Genomic DNA, 26,964 nt, shown 5'->3' on the forward strand with positions numbered 1-26,964 from the left:
AATATTATATTTGCCTTTTTAAGCATCTAATAAGCGTATTTGAATGAATCTGGCATTTTGGAAAAAAAATAAAGAAGGTCAGCCAAAGAAAAAGAAATCTACGGCGAGAGAATGGTTGGACGCTGGCATCTTTGCTATCATAGCAGCCACGCTTATCCGCACTTTTATTTTTGAGGCCTATACCATTCCTACACCTTCCATGGAAAAGACCTTGCTGGTAAACGACTTTCTCTTTGTCAGCAAAATCAGCTACGGGCCCCGTATTCCAATGACGCCGCTGGCCATGCCTTTTGTGCATCATACCATGCCGTTCACCAAATCCACCAAAGCTTACTCTGAAGCCATTAAATGGAAATACAAACGCCTCCCGGGCTTCTCCGATATCAAACGTTATGACGTAGTGGTGTTCAATTTCCCGGAAGGAGACACTGTGGCTATTGACGCACCGGACCCAAGTTATTACAACATGGTAAGGCAGGTCGGCTGGCAGGCAGTCAACAATTCCTATCAGATCATTCATCGCCCGGTAGATAAAAGGGAAAACTATATCAAACGCTGTATGGCCGAAGCCGGCGATACCATTAAAATCGTACACGGCGCTGTGTATGTAAATGGTCAGCCAGCACCGGTGCCTTCCGGCAGCCAGCACAAATACGTGGTGGAAACTACCGGCGACCAGCTCAATACCAGCCGCCTGGAAGAACTGGGCATCGTTGGCCCGGAATATACTTTTGATAACAACAAGTATGTGTATAACCTTACGCCGGAGAACGTAACGGCGCTCAAACAGTTCCCGATCGTTAAAAACATCACGGTCTACGAAGAGTCCAACTATGTTGATTTTAACTACAACATGGTGTTCCCGCACGATACCACACATGTCAAATGGACAGAAGAAAACTTCGGTCCGCTGTATATTCCGAAGAAAGGCGCTACCATCAAACTGGACGACAGCAACTTTGCCATCTACGACCGCGCCATCCGTGTGTATGAAGGCAATACGCTGGAAAGAAAAGAGGGTAAAATCTTCATCAACGGTCAACAGACAGACAGCTACACTTTTAAAATGAACTACTACTGGATGATGGGGGATAACCGCAACAATTCCCTCGATTCCCGCTTCTGGGGCTTTGTGCCGGAAGATCACGTGGTCGGTAAGGCATGGCTGATCTGGATGAGCTATGGTGAACACGGCATCCGTTGGAGCCGTCTCTTCAGAGGGATCAAATAAGCACTGGCTGAAAATATTTTTTAAAGTAAATTACGGATCGGCACATTGCCGGTCCGTAGTTGTCTTTGCCCCTCTATAGCCCCATTAAAGGCCTATTCCGGTAAAGGCTACATCTTAACAGTATCACACTTTTTTTTATGGAGAAACAACTGCAACAATTCGAATTCTTAGTATATAACGATATTACCGGCCTGGATGAGAGAGACGCCTGGCTGCTGAAGGAAGCCCGTGCTGTGACGCGCCATGCCTATGCGCCGTATTCCCATTTCCAGGTAGGCGCGATGATCCGGTTGGCCAACGGGGAAATAGTAGCTGGCACCAACCAGGAAAACGCTTCCTTTCCTGCCGGTTTGTGTGCTGAAAGAGTGGCCTTGTCCGCCGCGTCCTCGGCTTATCCCGACGTGCCGATTGATACCATTGCAGTCAGCTTTAATAATCTGCGGGGCGATAGCGACCATCCCATTTCCCCCTGTGGCGTATGCCGTCAGACATTGGCGGAATACGAACTGCGGCAGGAAAGCCCCATCCGCCTGGTACTGGGCGGCCTTAGCGGGAAAATATACGTTATCAGTAAAGCCACTGACCTGCTGCCGCTGGGCTTCTCCGCTTCCGATATGTCTGACAAATAAATTCAAGTGGCTGAAAATCATTCCTTTAGTATCTAAATAATAAAATATATAAATATTTAAATAATGTTATCTTTGTAGGGAAGCCTACACATGATGACCTGTCGCCTTATCCTATGTTTGCCTGTGGTGATGCTCACCATGGTGCTGCACGCTGTCAGCGCAATACCGTTGAACAAATCGTACGATAAAGCCCGTGATCTTTACCGGGAAGGCATCGCCTTCAGAAGATCCGGTCAGCACGAAGCTGCCCGTCAACGCTTTACTGCGGCCATCAAGGCCGACAGCGCGTTTACTGCTGCCTATAGTGCGCTGGGAGAGCTTTACTTTGAGAAGAAATCATACGCCGAGGCGCTGCGCTGCTGCCGCAAAGCGCAGCAACTGGGCGCCGCCAATATGAGCCGGCAGATAGGATTGAGTTATTACTATCTGCATCAGTATGACGACGCGCTGGAAGCGCTGCAACAGGCCTTGCAGGAAGAGCCGGAAAATAATATGGTGCCGTATCAGCTGGCGCAGCTCTATGCACAGCTGGGCAACTACCGGGAAAGCATACACTATTATCAGCAGGACCTGTCAATAGACAGCGCGCATACCGCCGCCTGGTACGAACTGGGCATGATGTGGTTTAATGTGACCGAGCCGGCCAAAGCCATACAGGCCTTTGAAAAAGCTGCCATAATGGGATGCCGGCAAGACGCCGTTTTCCTGTTCAACAGTGGTGTGGCATGGCTGCAATTGCAACAGACAGACAAAGGTATTGCCTGCCTGCTGAAAGCACAGGAAGCGCAACCAGACGATGAGCAAATTGGGTTCAACCTCGCCCAGGCTTTTTACGGTAAAGGGGACTTTGAAGCGGCGGTTTCTCAGTGGGAAAAGGTATTACGCTTGCAACCTACAAATGCTTTTGCTATGTTTATGCTCGGAAAGTCGTATATGGGTAAGGGTGAGATGGAAAAAGGCATGGCCCTTTGTGACAAAGCTACGGCTACCGGCACTATCAAATAATATCCGGCCAATCTATTTGCCACAGTGAAGGAAGGATTAGAAAACAACGTATCAGGGAATGGCAAGCTCCTTTTTCGTTGCTGCCAGCTGTGGTATTTTCTTCGGCAGTTTCGGCCACGGTGGCCGTAAGCTGCTAACGCTGCGGCCCGCGAGGACCGCAGCGTTTATTTTTTCACGCAAAGCCGTCACGCAAAGGCGCTAAGCAGCAAAGACGCAAAGATTTTTTTAAGTTTAAATAAGAAAGCAAAGGAGCAGAGATCAAATTTGATCTCTGCTCCTTTGCTTTCTCTGCTTACGTATATTTTATTCTTTGCGTGCTTTGCTGCTTAGCACCTTTGCGTGATTACATACGCTCCGGCACATTAATCCCCAGCAGCTTCATCCCCTGACGGATGGTGCGTGCGGTCAGCGTGATCAGTTGCAGCCTTAATTTTTTCTTGTCCTCATTTTCTTCCCGCAGTACTGAATAAGTGTATACGCCTTCTATTTTCTCTGCATAGAAAGAGTTAAACACCTGCGCCAGCTGAAACACGTAGTTGGCGATAACAGACGGGCTCATTTCGCGGTGCGCTTCTGCCACCACACCCGAGAACTGTTCGTTGAGCACGATCAGCTCTTTTTCCAGCGGCAGCAGTTGGCCGTTGTACCGGAAGTTCTCAAGACCTTCCACAGGTCCTATCTCTCTTAAGATGGATTTGATACGGGCATGCGCATACTGAATGAATGGGCCGGTGAAACCTTGCAGTTCGATGGATTCTTCCGGGTTGAAGATCATTTTTTTCTTAGGGTCTACCCGCAGCAGGAAGAATTTCATCGCACCCAGACCGATGGTTTCGTATAGTCCTTGTAGTTCTGCCTCGGTAATGTCGTTATACCGCTGAAAGGCTTTCTCTGTCGCTTCTTTAGCAGTATTCACCATCTCTTCCGCCATGTCGTCTGCGTCCACTACGGTGCCTTCCCGGCTCTTCATGCGGCCATGCGGCAGTTCCACCATGCCGTAGCTGAGGTGGAAGATACCGGGGGCGGACGGTTCGCCGAGTTTTTCCAGGATCAGCTGCAGTACTTTGAAGTGATAGTTCTGTTCATCGGCCACCACATAGATGCTCTGTTCCATGTGATAGTCGTTGTATTTTAACCGGGCGGTGCCCAGGTCCTGTGTCATGTATACGGAAGTGCCGTCGCCACGGAGCAGCAGTTTCTCGTCCAGCCCGTCGGCGGTGAGGTCTATCCAAACGGAGTTGTCCTCTTTTTTGAACAGCACGCCTTTGGCAAGACCGTCTGCCACCAGGTCTTTACCCAGCAGGTAGGTATCGCTTTCATAATACATTTTATCGAAGTCGATACCCAGGCGTTTGTATGTTTTTTCGAAGCCTTCATACACCCAGCTGTTCATGGTTTCCCACAGGTGGCGTACTTCCGGGTTGCCGGCTTCCCACTGCTGGAGCATGATTTTGGCTTGTTGCATGATCTCCGTTTTGTTACGGGACATCTCTTTGATGTCGCCCATAATTTTGGCGGTTTTTTCAGCATCGGCTTTTACTTCCGGTTTATGCAGGGCGGTCACCAGTTTGGTGAGTTTTTCCACATCAGCGCCTTCAAAATCCTGGAAGTCATTTTCCAGTACTTTGTCGATGATGGGTTCGGCCTGTTCTTTCACCACGCTTTCAAACTTCACGTAGTAGTCGCCCACGAGGTGGTCGCCTTTGATACCGGTAGATTGGGGGGTGTCGCCATGCGCAAACAGTTGCCATGCGAGCATGGACTTACAGATGTGGATACCGCGGTCGTTGACGAGGTTGGTTTTAATGACTTCGTAACCGTTGGCTTTCAGGATCTCCGCGATGGAATAACCGAGGAAGTTATTACGGAGGTGCCCGAGGTGCAGCGGCTTGTTGGTATTGGGGGAGGAATACTCCACCATGATCCTTTTGCCGTTGGAGGGCTGTATGCCAATGTTGTCATTGTTATAGTTGTCTTGCAGGAAAGCGGTCCAATAGTCCTGGTTGATGTCCAGGTTCAGGAAGCCTTTTACCACATTAAAGCCGGCGATCAGTTCCGGCTGGTTGGCGGCGAGCCATGTGCCGATGTTCTGCGCGGTTTCATCGGGTTTTTGTCGGCTGAATTTCGTGAACGGGAAAACAACAATGGTATACTCACCCTGGAACTCAGGCTTGGTCACATTGATCGAAACATCGGCCAGTGCGAGGTCCTGGTTGTAAAGTGATTTGATAGCGGCTACGGCAGCCGTTCTGATAGATTGTACAACACTCATGCTGAAAATGATTAATACGAGCAGCAAAGATAGTGGGTTTAATGCTAAGGCGCAAAGCGGGGATTTGGGGGAGGTGGTAAAACGGGACTAATCGCCATGCAGCCCGGCTTCAGCCGGGGGAACAAAAAAAGGCCGGCCCGAAGGCCAGCCCTGTAATGATCAGTATGGTGCAACCACTAGAACATGTAGAACAGGCCTATCTGCGCTACTGAGTTTTTGTTGGTTTGTTTGTCGGATTCATTGAGGTTGGTCAGTCCGAAATTATAGCGGCCGGAAACGCCGAGGCCCATATCGAACTTATAGCCAAAACCTACGCCGATACCAAAGTCGATGCTTTTCATCTGGTCCTTTACATCTACGGACACGTTGCCGCCTTTCAGTTTAGCGCCGGCCAGGATACCCAGCTGCGGACCTGCTTCGAGGTAGAATGCCGGAACGATGGAGTATTGCACCATCACCGGGATGTTGATATAATCTGTTTTGAGGGTGCTTTCAGCGGTGATCAGGCCTCCCAGGTAGCTGGACTTCATTTTGGTGCCTTGTCCGGAGTACAGCAGTTCCGGCTGGATGGCCCAGTGCTGGTCCAGTGCGATGTTTGCCAAACCGCCGGCATAGAAGGAAGCACGGGTTTTAGACGAGCTTTCGTTGGTGATTTTAGCCAGGTTAAGACCGCCTTTCACGCCGAATTTTACGGATTGTGCTTTTACTGCCAGTACAGTACCAATGGCAAGTATACCAGACAGAATAAGTTTTTTCATGATATGAATTTTTTTGCTTCGCCCCTCATACCAAGAAATATGCCGGTTTTCGTCAGTGCAGAAAAAACTACGGAACGGGGAATCCTATAAATCCTTCAGCATCCAGCTGTCACAGCCAAAATGACCGGTGTTGCCCATCGGGCCTGTCAGGTACCGGAAGCCGAATTGTTCATATACCTGCCTTGCTCTGGCCAGCTGCGGATCTGTTTCAAGATAACACTGGGTGTAGCCGTTGGTCTTTGCGTATTCGAGGCACATGGTGATCAGTTTACCGGCGAGGCCTTTGCCTCTTGCAGTGGGAAGGAGGTACATCTTCTGCAGTTCGCAGACATGGGCTTCTCCGCCATCCAGCGGATGAATGCCGGCGCCGCCGAGGACCGTTCCGTTTTCTTCTGCCACAAAATAGGTGGCCCGTGGTGTACTGTAGATATCCGAGAGGTGGTCGGTCGTAGGATCGGTATAAACGGTTCCGGGCCTGTCCATCCCAAATTCTGCCAGGGAGGTCCTTATAATGTTGGCCAGTGTTGGGTTGTCGGCAGGCGTAATTGTTCTGATAGTCATAGTTTCCATATCCCTAAATTACAAATTAGGCTATAAAAAAAGCGAAGGTCGAGGGCAACCTTCGCTTTTTTATTGGGGGAGATGATCGTCAAATATTAGAATATAGTGAATTCCACCCTTCTGTTTTTCTGTCTGCCGGCAGCTGTTTTATTGCTGGCGATGGGCTGTGTCATACCATAACCTACGGCTTCAATTTTAGATGCGTTTACGCCTTTACCCACGAGGTAAGCTTTCACTGATTCCGCTCTTTCCCTGGAGAGGGCCAGGTTACGTGTTTTGCTGCCTACGTTGTCGGTATGGCCACTGAGTTTGAGGTTCAGGTTTTTGCGTTTTAGCAGGTCTGCCACCCTGTCGAGTGCCGAATAGGATTGTGGTTTGATGGTTGCTTTCGCGAAGTCGAATTCCAGGTTCTGGATAGCTTCTTTTACGATGCGGTTATCTTCCTCCGTGATGACCACCTTTTCTTCTTTTTTCTCGATAACGGGAGCTGGCAGCGGGCATCCTGCGCCGTCTACAGCGGTATTGGCCGGGGTGCCGGGGCATTTATCGAAGAAATCGGAAACGCCGTCGCCATCACTGTCTTTGGTCAGTTTGTCCACATCGGCTGTCAGCCTAGCATTGTTCTGATTGGCAGCGTCGAGGGCTGTACGCAGCGTGGCTTTCTGGGCTTCCAGTTCATCGTAGGTGGCGGCGGCGGGGTTATGCCATTGCAGCTGTGGCTTGCCTTTTTTGCCCAGGGCAAATTCCAGTCCGGCGTAGCCATAGGAAAACTTGTCCTTGTTGGGGCCTCGGTGGTAACCGTCGAGATTGTCCCCGTCGGTATAATACATGGTGTAACCCAGGTCCAGGTTGATAAATTCGGACAATCTGAATTTCAGGCCGGCGCCCACCGGGATGATCAGTTCCTTAATCGTTCCATCAGGTTTATAATCGAAGGACGTGTTGCTGCTAGTTCGGGTAAGGGCAGGGCTATAACCGGCTATACCACCGCCCACAGAGCCGTACAACAGTACAAAATTCTTACGGAACAGCCAGTTGACGGTCGTGATATTAAATACCGCGTTCAGGGAAGCGGACCATTTGAGCTTTGTTTCGAAGGAACTGTAGGGGCTTACCCGGGGTTTGTCGTTACCTTCGTTTTTGCTGTTGTCGGCCTGGAGCTTGCCGCCTACATAATCGGCCCTCAGCGCCATAAAATGAAGCAGTTGGTATTTTACATAGGCGCCGTAGCCGCCGGATGCTTTCCATTTGGTAAAGTCGTTACTGCCACCAGTGGCAGCCACAGGGGCCAGGATACCACCGTTTACGCCAATAGACCATGTTTTGAATTCCTGGGGGCCTTTAAATAACTGTACGGAGGGAACAGCTGAAGTCGATGTTTGGTCCTGGGCGTTGCTAAAGAGGGGCAAAAGGGCCATCAGGGCACAGGATGCCCGCCAGATAATGGATTTGTTCATAAGAAAACACTTAGGTTATACAATTTGCTTTTTGTCTGATAAAATGATTGAAATACAGGCTTAGAGATGAATAGCAGCTAAAGAAAGGCGAGGTTAAGAACGGGTAACATTACTGCACGGATGGCCTTCTGCCTGGCCATTTTGTCGGGTTCCGCAAATGACTAAATAACCAAATAATCAATCCACTTGTTCAAATATAGGACACCTGACTGACATAATTTCATATTTTTTTGCTTGGCATAATCATTGACAAACCTAAGACAAATACGACTTTTAACTTACAACTAAAGGAGAATCTTAATACTATGGGAAAAATAATAGGCATTGACTTAGGAACTACCAATTCATGCGTTGCCGTTATGGAAGGTAACGAGCCGGTAGTGATTGCCAATGATGAGGGAAGGAGAACGACCCCGTCTGTAGTGGCATTTTTGAAAAACGGAGAAAGGAAAGTAGGTGACCCTGCAAAGCGTCAGGCTATTACCAACCCCGTTAATACCATTATGTCAGTGAAACGTTTCATGGGCCGTCATTTTGACGAAGTGTCCAACGAATTGACGCACGTTAGCTACAAAGTGGTAAGAGGTGATAACAACACCACCCGCGTTGATATTGATGGCAGATTATATACGCCGCAGGAAATTTCCGCAATGACCCTGCAGAAAATGAAAAAAACGGCTGAAGACTATCTTGGCCAGGAAGTAACGGAGGCGGTGATCACTGTGCCTGCTTACTTTAACGACGCGCAGCGTCAGGCGACCAAAGAAGCCGGTGAAATCGCCGGTCTGACTGTCCGCCGTATTATCAACGAACCTACCGCTGCCGCCCTGGCATACGGTCTGGATAAAAAACACACCGATACCAAAATCGCTGTATTTGACCTTGGTGGCGGTACCTTCGATATCTCCATCCTCGAACTGGGCGATGGCGTATTTGAAGTAAAATCCACCAACGGTGACACCCACCTCGGTGGTGACGACTTTGACAAGGTGATCATGGACTGGCTGGCCGACGAATTCAAAAAAGATGAGGCGGTAGACCTGCATAAAGACCCGATGTCCTGGCAACGGCTGAAAGAAGCTGCCGAAAAAGCAAAAATCGAGCTGTCTTCTTCTGCTGAAACAGAAATCAATCTTCCTTATATCACCGCTGTTGACGGCGTGCCTAAACACCTGGTGAAAAAACTGACCCGTGCTAAATTTGAGCAGCTGAGCGACAGCCTGGTGGAAAGAACACTGGAGCCTTGCCGCAAAGCCCTGAAAGATGCCGGCATGAACACCTCCGAAATCGACGAGATCATCCTCGTAGGTGGTTCTACCCGTATCCCTAAAATTCAGGAAGTGGTGGAGAAATTCTTCGGCAAAAAACCAAATAAAGGTGTAAACCCTGATGAAGTAGTAGCCGTAGGTGCTGCTATCCAGGGTGGTGTACTGACCGGTGAAGTAAAGGATGTACTGTTGCTCGACGTAACACCACTGTCTCTCGGTATCGAAACCATGGGCGGCGTGTTTACCAAACTGATCGAATCCAACACCACCATCCCCACCAAAAAATCCGAAACCTTCTCTACAGCTGCTGACAGCCAGCCCAGCGTGGAAATCCACGTATTGCAGGGTGAAAGGCCTATGGCTGCCCAGAACAGGACCCTCGGACGCTTTATCCTCGGAGACATCCCTCCGGCTCCACGCGGCGTTCCGCAGATCGAAGTAATCTTCGATATCGACGCCAACGGTATCCTGCACGTTACTGCCAAAGATAAAGGCACCGGTAAAACGCAGAATATCAAAATTGAAGCTGGTAGCGGCCTGAGCAAAGATGAGATCGAAAAAATGAAAGCAGAAGCGAAAGCCAACGAATCATCCGATAAAGAACAACGTGAAAAAATCGAAAAGCTCAATAAAGCAGACAGCCTGATCTTCCAGACAGAAAAACAACTGAAAGAATATGGTGATAAAGTGCCTGCTGATAAAAAAGCCACTATCGAAACAGCGCTCAATAAACTGAGAGAAGCCCACAAATCCCAGGACGGTGCACAGCTCGACGCTGCGACTGCTGAACTGGAGGCTGCATGGACCGCTGCTTCTGAAGAAATCTACAAAGCCACCCAGGGACAGCCGGAAGGCGCTGCTGCAGGTGCCGGCCAGCAACAAGGCCAGCCTAACGCAGGCGCAGACGGTGTAACCGATGCGGAGTTTGAAGAAGTGAAATAAATCCATTTACGGATTTTTTGATTTACGATTTCTTAATTTCGTAGATCAATAAACGAAAAGACCGGAGCGAATGATTTTCGCTTCGGTCTTTTTATTTAATGTGGTCAAATCGCGTTCATCATTCCCCAAAATCAAAAAAATCATAAATCAATAAATCCCTAAATATCTTTATTTTGTTCCCGTTTAGCCTGGGAACAGATGCATCAGACCATACGTTTTTACCTTCGTTATCACACCCGTTACGGGCAGGACGTTTACCTGCTGGGAAACATTCCTGCACTGGGCGGTGACGTGCCGCATCAGGCCCTCCGCCTGCAATGGGAAAACGACGAATGGTGGAGCGTTACTATCCGGATCACCACTACAGAACCCTTTGTTCTCCAATACCAATATCTTCTCCGGGAACTGGAAGAAGTGACCTACGAAGGCGGTATCCGCGAAATACTCCTCGACCCCGCCCGGGAAGCATACCGGTTCACCGATACCTGGAACTACGCCGGCCAACCGCAGAACGCCTGGCAGACAGCTCCTTTTACCCGCGTATTTTTCCGTCGTCCGGTACAACGACCGGACAGCCGTACCGCCACCCATCAGTTCCGGGTACAGGCGCCGCTGCTGCCAGCAGGCAAGACCATCTGTCTCCTCGGTAATATCCCGTCACTCGGCAACTGGAACATTGAGACGCCCCTGCTGCTGCAATACGATGCGCAAGGCTGGTTTACGGCAGCACCGCAGCTGCCGGCCAGCCCTACACCGGTACGGTACAAATACGGTGTTTACGATCTTGATGACCATACCTTCGAACATTATGAAAACGGTCCTGACCGGGAGTTGCCGGTCTTCGCTACCACTGAGCATACCGTGCTGCATGATGGTTTCGTACGGTTGGATTATCCCCGCTGGAAAGGCGCCGGCGTGTCCGTACCTGTATTCAGCCTGCGCAGCCATCAGGGCTTTGGCACCGGTGAATTTGCGGACCTCGTACCACTGGCACAATGGGCCCGGCAGGGTGATTTGCAGCTGATACAGCTGCTGCCGGTCAACGATACCATCAGCACCTGGACCTGGCGTGACTCCTATCCCTACAACGCCATCTCTTCCTTTGCCCTGCATCCGCTTTACATCCGCTTGCAGGAAGTAGGGCAGCTGCCGGCCACACATCCGCTGCAACGGCAGTTTCATTCCTTACGGCAGTGGCTCAACGAAAAAGAGGAGGTGGATTACGAAACCGTCCTGTCCTATAAACTGGCCTATCTCAAGGCGCTTTATGAAGCGGAAGGCGAGAAGTTGCAGACACGCGCCTACTGGCAGTGGTTTGCCGCCAACGAGCACTGGCTGCTGCCTTATGCCGTCTTCTGCTACCTGCGTGATAAATACCATACCGCCGATTTTTCCCGCTGGCCGGAATATAACCAATACGACTATACGGCTATCAACCAGCTGGTGATAAACGACAGCGCCGCTGCCGATACTGCACATTTCTGGTTTTTTGTACAGTACCATCTGCATCTGCAGCTGCAACAGGCCATAACGGCGGTGCATAACGAAGGGGTGGCGCTTAAAGGAGACATCCCTATCGGCATATCCCGCCACAGCGCAGACGCCTGGATGAACCCAGATCTTTACCATCTTGATATGCAGGCAGGCGCGCCTCCCGACAGCTTCACGGCAGAGGGGCAGAACTGGGGCTTCCCCACGTACAATTGGAAAAAGATGATGGCCGATGGCTGCGAATGGTGGCAGCAGCGGCTTCGGCATATGTCCGTTTATTTCGACGCTTTCCGGATCGACCATATCCTCGGTTTTTTCCGTATCTGGCAGGTACCGCAACAGGCGGTACAGGGCCTGCTGGGGTATTTTTATCCGGCCATCCCCCTCAGCAGGGAGGAGCTGCTGCAGAAAGGTATTCCTTTTGACGAAGCGCGTTTCTGCCAGCCATGGATCACAGACGCGGTGCTGGACCAGATCTTTGGCAGCTATGCCGGCATCATCAAAGACCGTTACCTCTACGCACTGCCTCAGGGGCGTTATGCCCTACAGCCGCATTGCGATACCCAGCGTAAAGTCAGGGAGCTGCAACTGCCGGAAGCAGTGGAATCCGCTCTGTTCCAGCTGATAGCGGACGTGTTGCTGATAAAGGTGACGCAGGGGGAGCGGGTGATGTATCATCCCCGGTACGACCTGGCTTCCACCGCCTCTTTTGCCGCGCTGGATGCTGTTACCCAGCAAAGATTACGAGACCTCTATCACCACTTCTTTTATGTCCGGCAGGAGAGCCGCTGGCGCAAGGAAGCTATGCATAAGCTGCCTTTAATCAGAAGGGCCACCCGTATGCTGATCTGTGGGGAAGATCTAGGCATGGTGCCGCATTGTGTGCCGGGTGTGATGGAGGCCCAGGGTATCCTCGGACTGGAAGTGCAGCGTATGCCCAAACATGCGGGGTACGATTTCGCCGCTATCTTTGAAGCGCCTTACCTCTCTGTGCTGACCCCGGCCACCCACGATATGAGCACCCTCAGAGGGTGGTGGGAAGAAAACGAAGGCATCTCCCGGAAATACTATCAACAGGTGTTGAAACACAACACCCCGGTACCTCCGCACGCCAATGCCTCCCTGATAAAGGAAATTATCAACCAGCACTTGCAGGCTAACGCCATGTGGCGTATCTTTCAAATACAGGACCTGCTGGCAGCAACCGGCTATATTTCCGACCGGCATCCTGATAAGGAAAGGGTCAATATTCCCGCAGTGACGCAACATTACTGGAGATACCGAATCGATAAACCAATTACGGATTACCAACTACGAAAGTTTTAAAATGAAACTCACACTTTATCCTTTTGAACTGAAATTCCGCCACACATTTACCATTTCACGCAAGTCAAAAGATGTACAACCCCTATTGGTAGCGGAATTGCAACAGGACGGCCTGTCCGGCCTCGGAGAAACGGCCGACAACTCCTATTATAACATGACTGTTCCCCGGCTGATGGAGGCGATCAACGCACACCGTCCGTTTATTGAAAACTATACGCTCGATAAGCCGGAGACTTTCTGGCAGGATATGTACCCGTTACTGGAGGATAATATGTTTGCGCTTTGTGCGCTGGACCTGGCAGCATGGGACCTGTACGCCAAACGCCAGCATAAGAAGCTGTATGAAGTGTGGGGCCTCAATATCTCCCATAACCCGCTGACTGATTACACCATCGGCATTGATACCATTGAGAATATGGTGAAGAAATTAAAAGAGTTCCCCTGGCCGATTTACAAAATTAAACTGGGCACCAGGGAAGACATTGAGATTATCACCGAGCTGAGAAAGCACACCAGCGCAGTGTTCCGTGTAGATGCCAACTGCGCCTGGGGCGTGGAAGAAACCCTGCAGAACGCTGCCGCCATGAAACCCCTGGGCGTGGAGTTCATTGAGCAACCCATGCCGGCAGCAGACCGCGCTGGGATGAAAAATGTTTTTGAACAGTCTGCTCTGCCCATCATTGCAGATGAAAGCTGCATTGTAGAGCAGGACGTAGCCCGCTGCTATGGCTACTTCCATGGTATCAATATCAAACTCACCAAATGCGGTGGTATTACACCGGCGCTGCGTATGATCAAAGAAGCGAGACAATGCGGCATGAAAGTGATGACCGGCAGCATGAATGAAAGCACCGTTGGTACTTCTGCGGTGGCGCATTTGTTGCCCTTGCTGGATTATGTGGATATGGACGGGCCATTGTTGCTGGCCGAAGATACGGCAGACGGTATCCGTATTGACAACGGCCGTATTATTTATGCTGACAGGCCGGGTGTGGGTGCGGTACTGCGGCAAGCGACCTCCATCTGATAAAATAGCGTATATGCTACCCCGTTATTAAGTTGCAATAGTTAGTCCCGGAAGCTGTCATGAAATCCGGGCCATAACAGGTGGGCATAACTGCCGAGTGAGGTCTTGACGGCGGTCATCACTACGGGGTCGTTGCACCTGCCGGTGTCTTTGCTGGCGATGATGCGGTCTGTGTAAGCCTGCAACAGCGATGGGTGTTCTGTGATCACCGCTATCGGTGTAGCGGGGTAGATGTTCATACCGGTGGAGGAGAACGGCCATTGGGCAGCTATGTCGGTGAGGCGTTGTACCAGCGGGTCTGCAGGCGCCAGGTTTTTGGCGATGCTCAGCAGATCGGGCAGATAGCGCAGGCAGAGGTCGGCAGAGTACACGGCTTCCGGTCCGGTTGCAACGGCGTGTTTAGGTAGCCATTCTTCAATGCCGGTATTACCGCATGGCCGGAACCTTATCAGCTGTGCCGCTCTGTAGATGAAGCCGGCAGCCCAGAGGGCGGTGTCGCTGTCAAACGCGGGGGCTTCACCGGGCATATCGGTAAGGTCGTGCTGGTAGTAATGAAGCAGTACATTCCTGGTGGCTGTCAGGTCATCTTTGGAAAAAGAATGGGCCGCTGTGTCTACAGTCACTTGTCCGTCGCGGACCAGGGTCGTTATAAATGAGGATAGATTCATAGGTTGCTGTTGTCATCTATGCGTGCGGGATGCATGAATGCCAAAGTAATAAAAAACCACTAAATGGCAGCATCCGGCCGGGGATCTTCTTCTCCTTCTTGCCAGGAGCGGGCCAGGAACACATAATCCACAATATATCCTTCAGCGGTGATGGTTTTACCCGCCAGTTTCATCAGTGGGTTGTTCATGAAAGGGTTGGCGCCGGTGGGGCGTATCAGGTAGTCGCCCTGATCGGTCACCAGGTATACGCCAAGGTGCTCACTTTTGGAGCGCTGGCCGAAAGTCCGCAGTACCAGTCGACCGGTAAGGCGGATGCTGTCTTTTTCGGAATAATTATCTGCTGACATATTCACGGTAGCCCAGTATTTGATTGTTTTTTTCTTTTACGACCAGCACTTTGGTGCTGGTACGCTCTCCACTGACTGCTGATTCCGAAAATACATGAAATTTTACAGATGGCATGGAAGTGCCTGATGCGGCATTTACCAACGGGTTTTTCCGCTGGCTGATAAAGGTTTTGGCAGGAGGGGGCACGGTAAACAGTTTGTCTCCCAGCAGGGAATGCATGGCCGCCTCCAGGGCTGGATCGGTGGCGTGGTTTTCTGTCGTACGCGCCGGGGTAGACAGAAAATCGTCCAGCATTTTGCCGCGGGCTTCCAGGTTATCGCGGCGGTTCTGCAGGCTGTTCACAAATGCCTGGGTGATACCGTCGGTGCTGGGATCTCTGTCGTTGATCACCGGTTGCAGCGATGGGTCTCCCAGCAGATAGAACTGGGCGGCTGTTTTAAGCTCGAACGGATCGAGGGTGGGGCCCATTTCATGCAGAAAACGTTGACGGGCTTCCAGCAGGGCTCTTCCGGTGGAGGCGCCGTTGAGCACGTTGATCAGGAAGAACTGTGTAAGCAGGTCTGCCAGTCCCTGCCCCGTGGGCGGCCCGTAGGCGATGTTGGAGGCGCCTACAAAAGCGATGGCATGATTCAGCAGATAGCTGTTGGCCATGCTCATGAGTTTAGCGGCGTTTTTCTGCGGATCATACAACTGGCCGCCGTAACAGCATTCAGCCGCTACCACGGTGCCGGTGCTCAGTTTGGCGGTGATGGTGTCTGAGCGCATCGCCAGGGGAAAATTGGTTAGTTTCTGCCCATAGTAGCCGGGATTATACACCGCGCCGTGACAGTTGATGAAATGGGTTTTAGGCATCATCTGGGTAGACCAGTTGGTACCGTCCAGTATATCGGCGCCGGGAAAAATCAGCAGGTTGCTTTTATCGCCAAATATGTTCTGCAGGCTGTTTTGCGTAGAGTCCTGCCAGTCAAATGTGCTGGCGGAGAAATAGGGCTTGTACACCTGTACCGGCTGCGGTATTGTGTCCAGGATGTCCTTAATCAGCGATCGCAGGTAAGCGGGGTCTGCTACGCCAGGTACATCGGGCAGGCGCCCTACTACCCGCACGGGGGCGATGAACTTGCCCGGATCGGTGTCGTAAGGCGTATCACATGCATAGGGCAGGTCGCTGGGAATCAGGCTGTCCGGATCATTCTCTTTCAGCAGGTTTTTCAGCCGCTGAAAAGGGATGATGTCCTGGGCGCCTACCAGCATGATGTACCCGGGAGAAAAAAAACGGTAGAGGTCATCGATCGCCTTTTTATGCTGGGCTTCATCTTTACTGTCCGTTACGGGGGCGGACTGGCATGCCTGCATCTGCGCGGTATCATCCAGGAAAATGAGCTGGGTGGACAACTGCCTGCCCGCATCAGCAGCCTGCAGTGTTTTCAGGTCGTCTAATATGGCCTGATGCCGGTCTCCATACTTCTGCTGTAAGGCCGTCTTATTGGTTATAATGAGTTTTGTTGTCAGCATATGAATCGCGGGGCTTGCCATATATCTTTCATTAAGCGCTAAAAATATTAAAATAAACGGACAACCAGCAAGCTTCCGTTGACAATATTAAGCATCCGCTACGCAAAGTACTTGCATAGTGAAAAAGGAAACTGTATTTTGTTGCAAACGATTGCACATGAAAGCACCCATCCGGACCATTTGCCTTCTTGGCGGCCTGCTGGCCGGTCTTCACGCCCCGGCCCAGGTCATCGCCCGCTATACTGTACAGGCCGGCGATATCGCCCGTTACAACAGTATCGTGCATATACGGCTTGACCAGCCGGCGGACACAGAAGACCTGCTGCTGGAAGAGGTGGCGGGGAAAAAACGTGTGCGCGTCGCCGTTACCGCTGCGAACGGAGTCCTCTGGTGGATACTGGAAGGCCATACCCCCGCAGGCGCCCAAAGGTCTTACGAACTGAAGAAAGCCAACCGGAAATTGTCCGCGCCGCCGGTCATGGTCGTCACCGATAACCAGCGTGCACTGACACTGCAGCAGGGAACGCAGAAAATCCTGCAATATAACTACGCTGTGGTCGAACCACCGGCCGGCAGCGATACGGTATATCGCCGCAGCGCCTTTATCCACCCGCTGTGGGCGCCCAACGGCGCCGTACTCACCAACGCTTTTCCCAACAGTGGCCACCGTCATCATATGGGCATCTGGAACCCATGGACGCACACTTCCTTCGAAGGAAGGGTAACAGATTTCTGGAACGTGCAGAAAAAAGAAGGGAAAGTACGTTTCGTGAAAATGGAAGCGGTGACTTCCGGCAATGCCTTCTGCGGTTTCAGCGCCCGGCAGGAACATGTGGCCTTCCTGAATGATGGCACGGAAAAAACAGCGATCCATGAAACCTGGACGGTACAAGCCTATCCTGCAACGGACAACGGTAAACGCCGCCTGTGGGATATTACTTCCCGTTTCACGCCGGCCACCGCCGAAGGGATCACGCTCCTGCAATACCGCTATGGCGGTGGGTTCGGGCTGCGTACTACGCCGTCTTTCACCGCCGGCACCAGCCAGGTGCTTACCTCTGAAGGTAAAACCCGCAAAGACGCAGACAGCACCCGCGCCCGCTGGGTGAAAATCACCGGTACCACGCCACAGGGCCAGGCAGGGCTGCTCATCATGAACGCGCCGGCCAACTATGACTCGCCGGAACCACTCCGCGTATGGCCCGAAAATATGGAAGGCGGTGAACTGATGCTCAACTATTCCCCTACTAAAATGAAATCCTGGACGCTTACTAACGGAAATGAATATACGTTGACATACCGGGTGATGGTCTATGATGGTGACCTAACGCCGGCAGAGGCTGAAGCAGCCTGGAAGGATTTTGCTTTCCCGCCGGTGGTCCGGAAAGACTAGTTCTATTTTGAGATGTCATGCTTTTTACTTTACTTCGTCACGGAAAAAGGTTAACCCATCCCCGGATTTCCTGATATTGAAAAACTAACTACCATATGAACAGTCTACAGGACCTCAAGGCAACGTTGACGGCCATCCATGAAAAAGATAAAAAGCAGATATTCCAGGCGCTGATCACCGCGGAAATACTGGCGCTACTGCTACTGGCGGTGGTCCTTACCTCCGTGCTGAAAAGCAGCGCTGCTATCCCTCCGCTACTGATAGCGATGTTCTGCCTCATCGGCATCGGCCCGGTGATACCCTATGCCATTATGCTTTTTCAGGCTAACAACCGGCAGCAGAAAATTGACGAGTTCGTGGAATGCCTGCGGAAAGGAGAGACTGTCAATAACCTGAACACCTACACCGACTATAAACTGATCCTGCCACTGCGCATCATCCGCATACGGTTGTTTCCCATGGAATATGCGCACATGGTAGTGGGGCCCGGCAGAAAGTCCTACAAGCTGCCGCTTTCCGAAGAAAACGTGCAACCCTTCAGAGCTTTTGTGAGCAGGACCGGCGCCAGTGCCGTCGCCGGCGGCAACCCCTCCGCCAACTGGTCCGCCAATTAAACAACGATGCCGTGAGGCTGTTATAACAGTATGAAAACATTAGCCGAATTCAACACGTTTGTAGACCAGCAACTGGATGTACAGCTGCAGCAGCTGGAGGACCAGCGCAAAGCCGGACAGGGCTGGGTACGCCGTATGCGTATCCTCGGCGTAGTGCCGGTCATCATTTTTTTTGCTTTCCTGATGTGGGTCGTCATTCCCCGGCAGGAAAACAACACAGGAAACAACATGTCCGTCATGTGGATGCTGGCTGCGGGAATTGTTGTCACACTGGGACTGAGCTTTGCGCTCCGCCGTTATATGGCGAAGCAGAAGGGTATGCTGGAAATGGTGGATTATAAACAGGATTTTAAAAACAAGGTAATACAACCCATCATCCGCTTCATAGACCCGGCTTATACCTATCAGCCGCTGAACCATGCCAGTTATGAAGAGTTTACTGAAAGCGGATTGTTCTCGCGCCAGGAATACAATATCACCGGCAACGACCAGGTATTCGGTAAAACGGGCGATCTGAATTTTCAATGGTGTGACCTGAAGGTAACGCATATGCCTACCATTACCCTGCGCGGACTGGGCGCTGACGTTATTTTTGAAGGCACTTATTTTATGGCGCAGTTCCCCCGCTACTTCAATACGCCGGTGTACATCGTACCGCGCAGTACGATGATGGCGAAGCTGACATCGGTCACGCAGACGGACACGGATTATATTGAAACCTGGAACCTCGGAAAGAAGATAACCACCTCTGATACTGCGTTCAACAAGCTTTTTATGGCGTATGCCCAAGATACAGAAGAGGCGCAGCAGCTACTGACTGCGCCGTTGCTGGAAAAAATCGTCCGCCTCCAGGCGCGTTCACAGGCGCCGGTATTTATATCGTTTTATAACAACCGGATCTGTATCGGTATCAGTCACGGTGAGGATTACTTCGAAGCGGGGCTGCAGGATTCGCTGACAGACCGCAGGATGCTGACCAATTTTTACATGGACTTCACCAGCCTGCTGGAGATCGTGGACGACCTGCGGCAGAACGGCGGTATATGGACCTCTATTGCCTTTTCCCGTTCTTAACAGTGTTATCGTTTTTGTGCAGGAGCGTCAGCGGTTTCCCCGGTGTTTTCTTCCTCTTCTTCACTCAGTTGCGGCTGCATCAGTGATTTTACTTTGGACTTTTTCAGTTTGTCCACTTCTTCCTTCCAGTTTTTACCAAAGATGCGGCGCATGCGTTCATCAATTTCGCTGACCAGCGTTGATTGTTTATTCGTATAGGCGTAATCGTAGTAGTCTGCTGCCAGAAAACTGTATACAGACGAGCTGATTTCATCGTCCGTCATGGGGATACCGCATTTATAGGCTTGTTCCAGCAGGGTGTGATAGCGGCTGCTGTCTTTGCGGCGGCTTAGTTCCACTGCCTGGTACCAGGAAGTTACTGCCTGCGCCAGGAATTGATGTTGCTCCGCCAGCGCTGCCTGTTGCAGGAACCATTCGATGGCAGGGCCATAGTTGCGCCGTATCTGCGCGTAGGCGCCCTGGTAGCCATAGGCCTGTATCAGCAGTGACAGGCAGGCCTGGTCGCCTGTCTGCAATCCCTGTTTGGCGATGCGTGTGGCTTTTTCCAGCAGTTGCGGCAATTTGGGGTCCCGTTTGAAATTAAACAGCATGCCGGCATAGGAGAGGTGGGCTGTGGCGAAGAGGCCTTTGTTGCCGCTGCGTTGCGTGGCTTCCAGCATCCGTTCTCCCCAGTAGTGCAGCCGTTTGATGTCTTTGTCTTTGGCGGCATTGCCCATTTCGAACAGGCATTTGCGGTAGGCTATTTCCGGGTCGTTAGGATTGCCGGCGGTGGCGAGGCGTTGAATGGCCGCTGCCAGTTGCAGCGGCACATGAAACGAAATGATTTGCCCGGGAAAAGGACGGTCGTTGATCAACAGGTAGTCTTTGCCAACGTGGTCTACCACGGTGATGCGTACACCTGCCGGAATGCCCAGTTTAAGCAGGCGGGTGAGCCAGTTGGTAAAGCCGCGGGTGTCGCTCACCTGCCATGGGAGCAGCGCCAGTACCAGTGTACGGGGTTGTTCGGGCAATGCCGTGCGGAAAGACTGCAATAGTTGCAGCAGTTGTTTGTCCTGCGGGAGGGAAGCGTTCAGCTGGCGGTAGGGGGCAGGGTCCCATACCAGTGCGTTGTCTTTGGCTTCCATTTCCTGCAGCAGAGCAGTGCTGTTATCATAGGTCGTCAGCCAGTCCCTGATGATGGCGGCGCTGAAAGTATCTTCGTCTTCGAACGGGGTGAGGTGTGTAACAAATACTTCTTCCAGTTGACCGTGAGGGGAGGATTCCAGTTTTAAAAAACCTTCGTAGAGCCTGGCCTCTTCGGGTAATATCATGAGACGGACGAGGCGCAGTGCATCATTTCCGTTGACCGCCTTGCGCCAGTATGCCTGAATTTTATTGATCTCCAGTGCTATCGGATTGTGTTCGTTCATCAGCAGTTTAAGTTTACCATGCCTCCTTTAATGTCTGTTGTGGTGCCTCCGTCTACTTTAATGGAGGTGCCTTTGATCATGACTTCCGTGCTGCCGTCTGTTTGGTGATGGAGGGCGCTCATCTTCATATTGGCGAGACTCTTCAGCTCATGCAGGGTAACGGCCGTAGTCGTTATTTTATCAGCGTCGCTGGTGATTTTGTTTGCTTCGTTGTCTATAGTGACTTTCGCGGGGCCTTCACCGATGACCACTTTCTGTGTGCCTTTCAGGTGAATTTCTTTGGACATGAATTCAATTTTGTTGGGAGCGTCTACCACGATTTTGTCTTCCGTTTTTACGGTAACGAGCGTTTGTGATTTCACGGTGATATTACCTGACCCGTCCATGATCATAGTACTGCCGTTTTTGTCGGTCACGGTCACGCTGCCCGATTGATCATCCAGTTGTATGAGGCTGCCGCTGCGTGTTTTGATGGCTTTCATATTGTTCTGGGCGTCGCCATAGCCGCTTTTGGATTTGCCGTTGAATTTGCTGCCGAGGACAAAAGGCATTTCCGCGTTACCGCCTTCGAAGCCGATCACCACTTCTTCGCCTACTTCCGGCACAAAGTGAAAACCGGTGCCACCGCCGGCGGCGGGTGCTGCCTGCCGTATCCAGGGGCTCATATCATTTTGTTGCTGCCAGAAGAACTGCACTCTTACGCGGCCCAGTTTTTCCGGATCGTTATTGTCTTTCACGATGGCGCTCTGCATATCTGCTTTGGGCACCAGGTGGGGGTTACTATAGGGGGGCACTTTCACATCTGCCGGTATGGCGGTAAAAGTACAGTGGTAGTTACCGGGGGTATCGGCATAGTGGGTAGCCGATATCACGGTGTAGGCGCTTTGTCCGCTGTCGCTGGCGATGCTGATCTGCTGGCCCGGCATTACCGGTAATTCGCTGATACCGCTTACCCGTACAAAGGCGGCGGCGGTGACTTTGTTCTGTACCTCTTTCACCTGTTTCAGTTCATCCTGTGTATAGCCATGATGTACAAACGTTTGTTTCTGGGAAGAGGAGCTGTACAGATCGTCGGATGCTGCGGAAGACAGGTGCATCAGGGGATGGGACCCGGTGTCGGCTTTCTGCGATTTTTCGCTGAGGGGGGAGGCTTTCATCACATCGTACGACACGTAATTGAAACGTTGCGGTGTGACGGCGGCTACTGTTTTCAGCTGGTGGAGCGTTACATTTTTGGTGAGCTTCACTTCGTTTTTCTGGGTATCGCCGATCACGAGGGCGCTGCCGTCGTAGTACATCCATTCGCCGTAGCGGGCGGCGATGCGGGCGAGGAAGTTGAAGTCTGTTTCGTTATACTGCACGCAATAGGGGAGGGTACCTTTATGCGCGGGCACCACCTGCGTTTTCAGCAGGCCGGAGCCGGCGTCCTGCAGGGCGCCCTGTATTACCTGTTGTAGTGATTGCTGATAGAAGGAGGTGCTCTGCGGGACATCGTCCAGCAGGATGGTGGGGCTGACGCCCGATACCTGGAAGCCGATGGCGGCGCCATCTTCTTCGATCACCGCCATGCTGGTGATCAGGCCTTTGAAGCGGAATGCATCGAAGCTGATGGAGATTCCTTTGCCGATATATTTTTCGATGATGCCTTGCTGATAGGAGAGGTTGCTGCTGAGGCTGCCGGGGCGCCACAGGAAGCTGAAGTAGTGATGGCTGCCGACAGCCTGTTCCAATGTTACATTTTTAAACTCTACCGGTCCGGCATAGCCTTCAATGCCTATTGTTGACTTATTCAGAAATTTATCGTCGCCCATAGTATTCAGGTTTAAAAATTGTTATCGATGAATGTGTGTGTGCGGGTCAGTCTTTCGGGTTGATCCTGACTACGCCGGTCTGATGCAGGTCGATATCGTTGGTGTGGATATCTTCTGTATGCAGGTAGATAAAATATTGATGCGGCTGCCCTGTGTTTTCTCTGGGCCTGGGGTCAAAGCGCCGGGGAAGATTCGCCACCGGGGGAGTGTAACGGAATGTCCTTAACGGGTCTGTTGCGACATTATCGGTTTTGGCTGTCCCTGGTCTGGTGTAGCGGGCTGCCGGATGGCCTGCGCCGGCGGGGGCGCCAAGCGGATAACGGTCACGGCTGTCCGCGGCGGTATGTCTTGTTTCTTCCGGTGGCCGTGTAAACGTGATCATAGAGGCATGCTGTATATCCAGCAGGAAGGTACCTACCTCCGGCACGTCAACGCCCAGCAGGTTGTTTTGCAGCTGGCAGTGGATGTGTGAAGCCGGTATCAGGGTTTTGGTGAGCCCCGCGTTGTGCAGTACCGCCGGCAGGTGATACGTGAGGATCGTCAGTCCCTGATGCAACTGTCGTTGCGTTGCATGATCCGCCAGGCTACGCTGCAGGGCCAGCAAAATAAAGCGGGCCGCTACTTTAATATTTTCGGGGATATGCTGCATGGTTTAGTCCTCCCATTTTCTTTTATAGGCAACGTTGCCGATTTTCAGTTCTCTTGCAGAGATGACTATATGCGTGATCATGGGACTGGCGCCGGAGTGGTGATAACTTTCATGGAACTGCACGCAGATGCCTTCGGTGAACTCTACCGTGCGAAGGCTGGAGTCGTGATCGCGTCGTTTAAAGATGATGGTGCCGTCCCGTTTTTCTTCGGGGGAGATCATCCATTGTATCAGGTCGGTGTCGCGGGCTGATTCCAGAACGAGGGAAATGGTGCCGCCGCGGGGCATGGTGCTGGGTTTGCCGATAGCGTCAGTGCCCTGGGAAAAGCCGTAGTTACATTCCAGCACATTGGCTGACTTTCCGCCTATGATCAGTTCTGCCTTAAAAGACATAAAAAAAGTCGTTTTTTAGTGTTAACAATCCGTTGTCCTGCTGCTACATAGTAGATACAGGCATAACAGGTGATATCTGAAATTGATATGGTCGTTGTGGTCCTGATGTTGTAACAGGTAAATTGTGTGATACCTATGAAAGTTAATGGTGACGTAAGTTTCCGGGCAAAAGGTCTTTCTTATGGGTCATCTGTTCAAGGGTGTTTAAAGGTTTGTTCTTTCAATAAAGGTTGGTACGAAAATAAATATTCTCGTGCATAAATGGTGTAAGTGATGTGATTTATTTTCGATCATGTATATTGTCTGTTCCTGTTTAATAGGTAGACATCCTTTCAATTTACCAGTATTTTTTGTCAGATAAAAAATTTATGTATTAATTTTATGTTTAAAATAATTGCTGATTTTAATGAGATAAAATAGCAGTAGATCTTCTGGGATATATACTGGTATTGTGTTTGGAAGTCTCTTTAAATCGTATATAGTTATAGGTTGCCCCCATAATAGATATTTATGAAAAAGATAATGTTAGCCTCCGGTGAGAATTTCTTGCAGATTCAATTTTATGTAAATGTTTTCGCAGTATCTTTACCCAACTGCTTTTGTTAAGCAGCCGCGTTGTTGTAACTGTTAACTTGATCAGAAAAACCTTGAATCATCCAAATGACCCTTTCAACATTGACCATATTCAGCGTTGAACTGCAATCTGCCATCCGGATTGCGAAAGCAATTGCAAAAGACCATCATCATGTGCAGTATAGCCCTGCGCACCTGCTTCGTGCAGCCATGCATAAGGAGGTGGGGCTTGCGCCTGTATTGCATCAGATGAACATCGACGTATATTACCTCGAAGAATGGGCCGACGTGAGACTGGATGAGTTGCCCCGTACATCCCGCACCGTAGACGAAGCGGAACCAGACGAGGCTGCTACGGTAGTGTTGCAGGAAGCGCTGAATGTTGCCCAGGAAGCAGATAAACCGGAGACTGACGCGTGGAGCCTGCTGATTGCCCTGTGCACGCCGGGCGTGGGCTTTTCCTACGAGCAACTGAAATCGTTCCCCTTTACCCGTGATCAGCTTATTGCAGCCAGCGAACAGGGCCGCACCCGGCCTGAAAATAACGGCAGCGGCAACACGGCGTCGCCAGGCATTAAACCGGCGTCGCTGAAGTATGTGTACCGGATGACAGACCCGCAGCTGTTGCAGACCTATCACCCGGTAATTGGCAGAGACGGCGATATACGGGCACTTTCGGAGGTGCTTACCCGTAAAGACCGCGCCAGCGTATTGGTCATCGGTGACGGCGGCGTAGGCAAAACCTCCCTGGTAGAAGGACTGGCACGTGCGATCGCGCAAAAGCAGGTCCCCCTGCAGCTACAGCAATCCGACGTGTATGCGCTCGACTATGGCGCCTTTATCGCCGGAGCCGCTTATAAAAACGAACTGGAAGACAGACTGCTTCAGATCATTCAGCAGCTCAAACAAACCGGCAGGCATATCCTCTTCATTGACAATCTTCACACCCTTCTCGATAAACAATCCGGTGGTGGCATGGCCAACGTCATCAAAGCGGCGCTTGGCAAAGGAGAAATCATCCTGATCGGCACCACTACGCCGGAAGGCTTCCGAAAGCTCATAGAGCCGGATGCCATCCTGCGCCACCGTTTTGAAACCATCAACCTCGCAGAGCCTGATGAAACACAGGCCATGCGTATGATGACGGCCGTAGTGCCGGTATATGAAAGCTTCTACCAGCTACAGGTGCCGCAGGAAGCTACCCGCGAGGCCATCCGCCTCTCCCGGCGTTACCTGAAAGAACGTTGCCTGCCCGACAGCGCCATCAACCTGCTGGACCGTACCATGGCCGCTATCCGCGCCATGCAGGACACCGGCGCACCACTGCTGGTATCCCTGAGGGAAGAACTGGAAACGCTGCGTGGTAAGGAGGACTTACAAAGTGAAGACCTCCACTGGTTTTACCGGCAGCTGACTGACAGGCTGGGCGCACTGATGGCTGGTAAATTGCAGGTTGATACTGAACTGACCAAACTAACGGACAACACCGCACTGCTGGAGGCCTTGCAACAATTGCTGGACCAGCTGGCCGGCGTGGTGTCTGTACAACATAAAGCCGTTACCCCTGTAGACCTGGCTACCATGATCGCAGGGATGACCGGTATTCCGCTGGGCAAGATCCAGTCTCAGGAAAGAGAACGCCTCGTGGCGATGGACCTGCACCTGCGTAAACGGGTGGTAGGACAGGACCACGCGCTGAAAGCCGTCGCTGACGCCATCCTGGAGTCCAGGTCAGGCCTCAGCAGACCCGGGCAGCCGATCGGTTCCTTCTTCTTCCTCGGACCTACCGGCACCGGTAAAACGGAGCTGGCAAAATCTCTGGCAGACTTCTTGTTCCAGGACGAACGCTGCATGATCCGCTTTGATATGTCCGAGTTCAAGGAAGAACATGCCGCTGCCCTGTTATACGGCGCGCCTCCGGGATATGTGGGATACGAAGAAGGTGGCCTGCTGGTCAACAAAATACGGCAACAACCATACGCAGTAGTATTATTTGATGAGATAGAAAAAGCCCATCCATCTGTATTTGATATCTTTTTACAGATCATGGATGAAGGGAAATTACACGACAGACTGGGAAAAACGGGAGACTTCTCCAACGCGCTGGTGCTCTTTACCTCCAACATCGGTAGCGACGCCATCGCCGCTTCATTTGAGCAGGGCGTGATCCCGCCGTCACAGCAACTGATGGAACTGATGACCCGCCACTTCCGGCCGGAGTTCCTCGGAAGGCTCACAGAGATTATTCCTTTCGGGCCTATCCGCCAGGAAAACGTAGAGAAGATATTCGATATCCATCTGCAACATCTCCTGCACCTGCTGCAACAACAACAGATAACACTGACGGTTACACCGGCCGCCCGGCAGCACCTCGCCATGATGGGCTATTCGCCCCGCTACGGCGCCCGCCCGCTGCGGGAGGTGATCCGCGGCCAGCTCCGCAAGCCATTGTCACGCATGATCATAGACGGAAGCCTCAGCAAGGATATGACTGTCACGCTCGATCTGAAAGACGATAAACCGGATTGGTCTATCAACAAGTAAAAAACCTCA

At 51.5% G+C, this 26,964-nt stretch carries 22 protein-coding genes; 11 read left to right on the top strand and 11 right to left on the bottom strand.

Annotation, left to right across the window (positions count from 1 at the left end; translation table 11 throughout):
* Positions 1 to 43: 43 nt before the first annotated feature.
* From lepB to B5D63_RS35505, 4 genes are all read left to right on the top strand, one after another.
* Positions 44 to 1,231 carry a signal peptidase I gene (lepB, locus tag B5D63_RS27600; protein WP_078672091.1) on the top strand — a complete coding sequence of 396 codons (1,188 nt, stop codon included), beginning with the start codon at positions 44 to 46 and terminating at the stop codon, positions 1,229 to 1,231.
* Positions 1,232 to 1,368: 137 nt separating this feature from the next.
* A complete protein-coding gene (locus B5D63_RS27605; protein ID WP_078672092.1) occupies positions 1,369 to 1,860 on the top strand; it encodes a cytidine deaminase in 492 nt (163 codons plus the stop codon).
* Between the two features lie 90 nt (positions 1,861 to 1,950).
* The gene (locus B5D63_RS27610; protein WP_078672093.1) at positions 1,951 to 2,865 is read left to right on the top strand and encodes a tetratricopeptide repeat protein; all 915 of its coding nucleotides are present in this window, start codon (positions 1,951 to 1,953) and stop codon (positions 2,863 to 2,865) included.
* 58 nt (positions 2,866 to 2,923) lie between these two features.
* Entirely contained in the window at positions 2,924 to 3,067 is a 144-nt protein-coding gene (locus tag B5D63_RS35505; RefSeq protein ID WP_235021638.1) for a hypothetical protein, read from the top strand.
* Positions 3,068 to 3,208: 141 nt separating this feature from the next.
* Here the strand turns inward: B5D63_RS35505 and argS are convergent, their stop codons facing one another.
* The 4 genes from argS to B5D63_RS27630 all read right to left on the bottom strand — a co-directional run bounded on the left by argS (position 3,209) and on the right by B5D63_RS27630 (position 7,913).
* On the bottom strand, positions 3,209 to 5,137 hold the full coding sequence (gene argS, locus B5D63_RS27615) for an arginine--tRNA ligase (protein ID WP_078672366.1): 1,929 nt from the start codon (positions 5,135 to 5,137) through the stop codon (positions 3,209 to 3,211).
* A gap of 176 nt (positions 5,138 to 5,313) precedes the next feature.
* Entirely contained in the window at positions 5,314 to 5,895 is a 582-nt protein-coding gene (locus B5D63_RS27620) for a porin family protein (RefSeq protein WP_078672094.1), read from the bottom strand.
* A gap of 84 nt (positions 5,896 to 5,979) precedes the next feature.
* Positions 5,980 to 6,465, bottom strand: coding sequence for a GNAT family N-acetyltransferase (locus B5D63_RS27625; RefSeq protein ID WP_078672095.1), 486 nt, complete (start codon positions 6,463 to 6,465; stop codon positions 5,980 to 5,982).
* 86 nt (positions 6,466 to 6,551) lie between these two features.
* Positions 6,552 to 7,913, bottom strand: a complete 1,362-nt coding sequence (locus tag B5D63_RS27630; RefSeq protein ID WP_078672096.1) for an OmpA family protein — start codon at positions 7,911 to 7,913, stop codon at positions 6,552 to 6,554.
* Between the two features lie 305 nt (positions 7,914 to 8,218).
* On the opposite strand from B5D63_RS27630, the gene dnaK reads away from it, so the two are divergent.
* The 3 genes from dnaK (at position 8,219) to B5D63_RS27645 (ending at position 13,967) form a co-directional block, all read left to right on the top strand.
* Positions 8,219 to 10,123, top strand: a complete 1,905-nt coding sequence (gene dnaK / locus B5D63_RS27635; RefSeq protein WP_078672097.1) for a molecular chaperone DnaK — start codon at positions 8,219 to 8,221, stop codon at positions 10,121 to 10,123.
* A gap of 198 nt (positions 10,124 to 10,321) precedes the next feature.
* Positions 10,322 to 12,940, top strand: coding sequence for a 4-alpha-glucanotransferase (locus tag B5D63_RS27640; protein ID WP_078672098.1), 2,619 nt, complete (start codon positions 10,322 to 10,324; stop codon positions 12,938 to 12,940).
* Between the two features lies 1 nt (position 12,941).
* Entirely contained in the window at positions 12,942 to 13,967 is a 1,026-nt protein-coding gene (locus B5D63_RS27645) for a dipeptide epimerase (protein ID WP_078672099.1), read from the top strand.
* 41 nt (positions 13,968 to 14,008) lie between these two features.
* Here the strand turns inward: B5D63_RS27645 and B5D63_RS27650 are convergent, their stop codons facing one another.
* Genes B5D63_RS27650 through B5D63_RS27660 form a run of 3 tightly spaced genes read right to left on the bottom strand, consistent with a single transcriptional unit; the run spans position 14,009 to position 16,495 of the window.
* Positions 14,009 to 14,635 carry a hypothetical protein gene (locus B5D63_RS27650; protein WP_078672100.1) on the bottom strand — a complete coding sequence of 209 codons (627 nt, stop codon included), beginning with the start codon at positions 14,633 to 14,635 and terminating at the stop codon, positions 14,009 to 14,011.
* Between the two features lie 59 nt (positions 14,636 to 14,694).
* Positions 14,695 to 14,982 carry a hypothetical protein gene (locus B5D63_RS27655; RefSeq protein ID WP_078672101.1) on the bottom strand — a complete coding sequence of 96 codons (288 nt, stop codon included), beginning with the start codon at positions 14,980 to 14,982 and terminating at the stop codon, positions 14,695 to 14,697.
* Positions 14,969 to 16,495 (bottom strand): C25 family cysteine peptidase, encoded by a 1,527-nt coding sequence (locus B5D63_RS27660; protein ID WP_078672102.1) that lies wholly within the window; start codon positions 16,493 to 16,495, stop codon positions 14,969 to 14,971. The genes B5D63_RS27655 and B5D63_RS27660 overlap by 14 nt, the downstream gene beginning before the upstream one ends.
* Positions 16,496 to 16,652: 157 nt before the next feature.
* Between B5D63_RS27660 and B5D63_RS27665 the strand changes: the two genes are divergently transcribed.
* The 3 genes from B5D63_RS27665 (at position 16,653) to B5D63_RS27675 (ending at position 19,576) form a co-directional block, all read left to right on the top strand.
* Complete coding sequence (locus B5D63_RS27665) at positions 16,653 to 17,888, top strand: DUF6807 domain-containing protein (protein WP_078672103.1); 1,236 nt, start codon at positions 16,653 to 16,655, stop codon at positions 17,886 to 17,888.
* A 95-nt stretch (positions 17,889 to 17,983) separates the two neighbouring features.
* Positions 17,984 to 18,502 (top strand): hypothetical protein, encoded by a 519-nt coding sequence (locus B5D63_RS27670; RefSeq protein WP_078672104.1) that lies wholly within the window; start codon positions 17,984 to 17,986, stop codon positions 18,500 to 18,502.
* A gap of 30 nt (positions 18,503 to 18,532) precedes the next feature.
* The gene (locus B5D63_RS27675; RefSeq protein WP_078672105.1) at positions 18,533 to 19,576 is read left to right on the top strand and encodes a DUF3137 domain-containing protein; all 1,044 of its coding nucleotides are present in this window, start codon (positions 18,533 to 18,535) and stop codon (positions 19,574 to 19,576) included.
* Positions 19,577 to 19,581: 5 nt separating this feature from the next.
* Here the strand turns inward: B5D63_RS27675 and B5D63_RS27680 are convergent, their stop codons facing one another.
* Genes B5D63_RS27680 through tssD form a run of 4 tightly spaced genes read right to left on the bottom strand, consistent with a single transcriptional unit; the run spans position 19,582 to position 23,838 of the window.
* Positions 19,582 to 20,985 (bottom strand): hypothetical protein, encoded by a 1,404-nt coding sequence (locus B5D63_RS27680; RefSeq protein WP_078672106.1) that lies wholly within the window; start codon positions 20,983 to 20,985, stop codon positions 19,582 to 19,584.
* Positions 20,985 to 22,796 carry a type VI secretion system Vgr family protein gene (locus B5D63_RS27685; RefSeq protein ID WP_078672107.1) on the bottom strand — a complete coding sequence of 604 codons (1,812 nt, stop codon included), beginning with the start codon at positions 22,794 to 22,796 and terminating at the stop codon, positions 20,985 to 20,987. Before B5D63_RS27685 ends, B5D63_RS27680 begins: the two co-directional genes overlap by 1 nt.
* Before the next feature lie 46 nt (positions 22,797 to 22,842).
* Positions 22,843 to 23,445: a hypothetical protein gene (locus B5D63_RS27690; RefSeq protein WP_078672108.1), complete on the bottom strand. Its 603-nt coding sequence runs from the start codon at positions 23,443 to 23,445 to the stop codon at positions 22,843 to 22,845.
* Between the two features lie 3 nt (positions 23,446 to 23,448).
* Positions 23,449 to 23,838, bottom strand: coding sequence for a type VI secretion system tube protein TssD (gene tssD / locus B5D63_RS27695; RefSeq protein WP_078672109.1), 390 nt, complete (start codon positions 23,836 to 23,838; stop codon positions 23,449 to 23,451).
* A gap of 660 nt (positions 23,839 to 24,498) precedes the next feature.
* Here tssD and B5D63_RS27700 point away from each other — a divergent pair.
* Entirely contained in the window at positions 24,499 to 26,955 is a 2,457-nt protein-coding gene (locus B5D63_RS27700; protein WP_078672110.1) for an AAA family ATPase, read from the top strand.
* The last annotated feature ends 9 nt before the right edge of the window (positions 26,956 to 26,964 follow it).

Origin of the sequence: Chitinophaga eiseniae (assembly GCF_900167135.1) — a bacterium.
Classification (GTDB): domain Bacteria; phylum Bacteroidota; class Bacteroidia; order Chitinophagales; family Chitinophagaceae; genus Chitinophaga; species Chitinophaga eiseniae.